The 4,303-nt window shown below is 63.4% G+C and carries 3 protein-coding genes; all 3 read left to right on the forward strand.

Annotation, left to right across the window (positions count from 1 at the left end; genetic code table 11):
- A partial coding sequence (gene lodA / locus VM94_RS11125) for a CTQ-dependent lysine 6-oxidase LodA (protein ID WP_200899213.1) occupies positions 1 to 2,098 on the forward strand: 2,098 nt, incomplete at its 5' end.
- Positions 2,095 to 3,210, forward strand: a complete 1,116-nt coding sequence (locus VM94_RS11130) for a tryptophan 7-halogenase (RefSeq protein ID WP_046683560.1) — start codon at positions 2,095 to 2,097, stop codon at positions 3,208 to 3,210. The genes lodA and VM94_RS11130, both read left to right, overlap by 4 nt.
- 245 nt (positions 3,211 to 3,455) lie before the next feature.
- The gene (locus tag VM94_RS27765) at positions 3,456 to 4,229 is read left to right on the forward strand and encodes a ferredoxin--NADP reductase (protein WP_058051074.1); all 774 of its coding nucleotides are present in this window, start codon (positions 3,456 to 3,458) and stop codon (positions 4,227 to 4,229) included.
- The last annotated feature ends 74 nt before the right edge of the window (positions 4,230 to 4,303 follow it).

Consider the following 4,303-nt stretch of genomic DNA (forward strand, 5'->3'; position numbering starts at 1 on the left):
AGTCGACAGCAACAACGATCCGCAGCTTGTCGATGGCAAGCCGGTCCACGTTGCCCAATTCAAGGATGCGGCCGGCCGCGTGCGGCGCCAGGCCGCCAGTTTCCGCATCTACAAGTCGGTGGCGGGACGTCCCGGCGAAAAAGTCCTGGTCGACCTGCAAGACCCAAGCATTGCCAAGATCGAATGGACAGTGCACGTGGCAAACAAGAAGGCAGCGTGGTGGAACTTCATACCCCTGCTGGGCGACCTGATGTTCGGCCCCTACAACAGCTATGAAACCTGGGAAAATACGCCCCCCGCCTGGAAGCTGACGCCCACGTCCTGGACCAATCTGCGCAATGACAACGTCAAGGGAGATGCGGACCGGCAAAAACTGATCGTCGATCCGGGACCGCGCACACTCGATGCGCCGCTGGGCAAGGCCCATTTCGACAAGGATGGCGCCGGTTCCTATGCGCACGTGTCTTTCCCCGATCCGCATGCCATCACGCAAGGCTATCCCGTGCGCACGCTCGGTGAAATGCGCACGGATTCGCGCGGCAACCTGCTGGTGATCGGCGCCTATGGCCGCGCCGGCGGCTCCGAAAGCATCACGGGCTTTGGCGGCGGCGATACGTGGAATGACGACGTGGGCGACGGTCCCGTCAGCGCGACCATCCATTTCAAGGACGGCAGCCCCTGCGTGGAACTGAAAGCGTGGGTGGTCATCGGCTCGCCAAAGTTCGCGCCCGAGCTGGTGAACATTTCCACCTGGGATGACGTCGTGGCCGACATGGCCATCAAATACAAGAACGCGCTGCCCGAGGCCTACGACAAGGCCCGCTGGAGCGGCAGCGATGGCTGGAATCCCGATTATGTCGTCAATTACGCGCAGGACATTCAGCCATTCCTTGCCAGGATAGGCGATTACCAGTGGGTGGCGACGGTGCCGTCGATGACGGCCTTCATCCGCCCCAATTTCGACGTGGCCGATGCGTCGGAAGCGAACCGGCCGCAGCGCGAAAAATTCTTCAGCTATTTCAGGAAGCCGTCGGCCATCCGCCCCGGCACGGAGGAACAGGTGCCCGGATTCACGGGGGGCCAGGGTGGCCAATTATTCAGTGAAGCCAGCACGGAGAACCCCGGCGCCGGCATTCCTCTCGTGCCCTTGAATTCGGGCAGCAATTCCGTGCGCAACAACGTCATCAGCAAGTTTTCCGTGCTGACGGATACGCAATACTTTGCCTTGCAGCAGTGGGCAGCCGGCAAATTCGCCGCCAACGCGCCGGGCCTGGCCTTGCCCGGCATCGACCCGCTCGATCAGGCGGGCATCGGCAATTGCGTGGGCGAACCCATGTGCCCGGGCATCGAAGTGACGTGGAGCGTGCGCAATCCCATCATCTACGCGAAACCGTACGCCATCCTGCACCGCGTGGATGCCGACTACGCAAAAAACGGCCTGTCGCCGGGCCGCGACGAGTGCGCACCGCTGGACTGGAACGATCCGACCGTCGGCACCGGCTGCGAACCGGGCGACCTGACCAAGCGCATGGCCATCCCGTGGCAGGCCGACTTCTATGACTGCTCCGTGCAGATGATCAATTTCGACAATCCGGACCTGGTCAAGAATCCCGATACCCTCATCCCCATACCGCCCACCTATTACGCCTACTGGTGGCCGCCGCAAAGCCCGTGGAACGTGATCAATGGCGCCACCACCAAGGAAGAACAGGCGCTTGCCGGCGTGCCGGCCGGCATGCAAGTGATGTACAGCCGCGGCATGAACAGTTTTTCGCAAATGATCAGCTCCTGGCACTACCTGGGCTTCATCGTGAACCAGAACCAGGATGCCGAGTCGGGCCGCCAGTACCCGTATTTTGTCGAGAAGGAGCGCAATCACGCCAAGTTCGTGGCCGCCAGCGTCGGGGTCGGCAATGCCAGCAGCTTCATCACGGGCGACGATTCCAACTACTTGCCCGCCTGGTTCCTCAAGGATGAAGATCCGCAGACCGCGCCCGAAAAGGCATCGCAGCTGTTTGCCAGCGGCGGCGCGCAAGTGGCCGTGCATGACACGCCGAAGAAAATCCAGCCTGCCAACCGGCGCCGGTTTTCCCATTGAGTGTCCCGCCAAGCACGTCGTCATCGCGCGACTACGACGTCGTCATTGTCGGCGGCGGTGCCGCCGGCACTGCCGCCGCCCTGACCCTGGCCCGCTACACGGGCTTGCGCATCGCCTTGCTGGAAAAGCAGCTGTTCGACGATTACCGGGCTGGCGAAACGGTATCGTCGTTCATCTTCTCGATGCTGGACTTCCTCGGCGTGGGCCGCGACCTGCTGGACGGCGCCCAGCTGCCCGCGTTTTCCCACGCGGCCGCGTGGGGCAGCGCGGAGCTGATGTCGCGCGACGCCATCTTCAGCAGCCACGGCCACGGCTTGCACCTGGACCGCCGGCAATATGACGCCATCCTGCTCGAACAGGCGCGGCTGGCGGGCGTGGAGCTGTTGCGCCCGGCGCAGCTTGTGCGGCTCGAACACGGCGAGCCGTGGCGTCTGCGCGTGGCGAGCGAGGGGCAGGAAACGGATCTGACGGCCCGCTACCTGATCGATTGCAGCGGCAAGCAGGCGGCCATCGTGCGCCAGCGCAAGCGTCCCATCCACACGGAAGACTCGCTGGTGGCGCTGTATGCCTATTATCAACTGGAAGAGCCGCAATTCCTGCCGCACCGCACTTTGGTGGAAACGACGCAGCACGGCTGGTATTACGCGGCGCCCCTGCCCGGCGAGCGCGTGGCGCTGGCCTTCATCACGGATGCCGACATCCTCAAGCGCCTGCGGCTGAAGGAGCCGGCGCCCTGGCGCGAGGCCGGCGCTGACACCTCCCACGTGCGCGATATCGTGGCGCGCCTACCCGCGCCAAGCGCCCTGCGCCACTACGCCATCCACAGCCGGGTGGCGTCGCTGCCGGCCGATGAAAACTGGACGGCGGCGGGCGACGCGGCCGCCTGCTTCGACCCGATCTCCTCGCTGGGCATCGGCCAGGCCATGGCCTCGGGCATCCATGCGGCGCGGGTGGCGGAAGCCTTCCTGTCTGGCGACCGGGGCATGGCGGCGGGCTACCGGCGCAGCGTCTTCGCCGCGTTTGAAACCTATCTGCAGATGCGGCGCGGCTTCTACGGCGCCGAGCAGCGCTGGCGCGACGCGCCGTTCTGGCAGCGCCGGGCCGCGTCTTGACGCGCCCTGCAAAAAACTGAGCCAGGTCAAGAGAGCGCATGTCCACGGCCCGTTTCCGGGCCAATTCCAGCCCTGCCTTGCCATTCGCACTATAATGTTGGCACCGTATGCGGCAGCATTGGCGGCGATAGACGGTAACAATTTCGTGTGGAGGCCGGTACAATAGCGTCTGGGCCTACACAGGGTTTCACTTTTGCCAGCAGTTGCCAGCAACTAACCATTTTTTTGACCAGCCAACAAATACTATGAGTTCGATGAATGAAGAGCGCGTTTTAAGCGTGCACCACTGGACGGATACCCTGTTCTCCTTTACCACCACGCGCGACCCGTCGCTGCGTTTCTCGAATGGCCATTTCACCATGATCGGCCTGCGCGTCGACGGCAAGCCATTGCTGCGCGCCTACAGTATCGCCAGCGCCAATTACGAAGACCACCTGGAATTTTTCAGCATCAAGGTGCCGGGCGGTCCATTGACGTCGCGTTTGCAGCACTTGCAAGTGGGCGACACCGTCATCGTCGGCCGCAAGCCGACGGGCACCCTGGTGTCCGACTACCTGCTGCCAGGCAAGCGCCTGTACATGCTGTCGACGGGCACGGGCCTGGCGCCTTTCCTCAGCATCGTGCGCGATCCGGACATCTACGAGCGTTTCGACCAGCTGATCCTCGTGCACGGCGTGCGCCAGGTCGATGAACTGGCTTACCACGACTTGCTGGAAGAGCACCTGCCGAAGCATGAGTTCCTGGGTGAAATGGTCAGCGACAAGCTGCGCTACTACCCGACCGTGACGCGCGAAGACTTCCGCAACATGGGCCGCATCACGGAACTGATCGAGAACGGCAAGCTGGCCGAAGACCTGGGCGTGCCGGCATTGAACCCGGCCGAAGACCGCGTGATGATCTGCGGCAGCTCGGAGATGCTGCGCGACCTGAAGGAAATGCTGGAAGCGCGCGGCTTCAAGGAAGGCAATACCTCGACGCCTGGCGACTTCGTTGTCGAGCGCGCGTTCGCCGAGAAGTAATCCGCAGCAAATCCGTCGCAAATACAGGGGCCCGGCCCCGCCGCTTCCCGCGGCGGCGCCGGGCCTTTTTATTG

The sequence above is a fragment of the Janthinobacterium sp. KBS0711 genome, from assembly GCF_000988085.1.
GTDB classification, from domain to species: Bacteria; Pseudomonadota; Gammaproteobacteria; order Burkholderiales; family Burkholderiaceae_D; genus Janthinobacterium; species Janthinobacterium lividum_E.